Origin of the sequence: Enterococcus sp. C57, from assembly GCF_040887305.1 — a bacterium.
Classification (GTDB): domain Bacteria; phylum Bacillota; class Bacilli; order Lactobacillales; family Enterococcaceae; genus Enterococcus_B; species Enterococcus_B hirae.
Window position 1 is genome coordinate 1 of sequence record NZ_JBFOFP010000030.1, and the last position, 429, is coordinate 429.

General features: G+C 33.1%; 1 pseudogene. It reads right to left on the reverse strand.

Going from position 1 to position 429, the window contains the following annotated elements:
• Positions 1 to 41: 41 nt before the first annotated feature.
• A pseudogene (locus AB5M32_RS13660) lies at positions 42 to 429 on the reverse strand (endonuclease); the annotation flags it as partial.

Below are 429 nucleotides of genomic sequence, written 5' to 3' on the forward strand. Positions count from 1 at the left end.
GTTCTGTTAGCTGATTCTTTAAATCTTTACTTGTTGCCATATCACTGAATCTCCTTTATCACTAATCTATTTGAAGTTGATAAGCTGTAAATTTCCTCATCTTTCATTACATATGGATATTTCTCTGCTATTTTCTTCAAGTCTTTTCGTTTAGAAACGACTGATTTTAAACAAATAATCCGATTAGGTGTGATACCTGTAGAGGCATTCTTTATTCCAAGTTCTTGGATAATTTGATTGTCGATTTGTCGAATACTCTTCTCTAATTCCTTCTTATTTTTGAGTAACTCTTCTTTTTGATCGAGTAGAACGTCATAATCGGCATGAAGCATAATTTCAGTTGAATCTAATTCCGAATAACGCTCTTTTAGAAAATCTGATGTTGCTTTACTTCCATCGATCAGTGGCTCTTCTCCGCCAATAATGTTT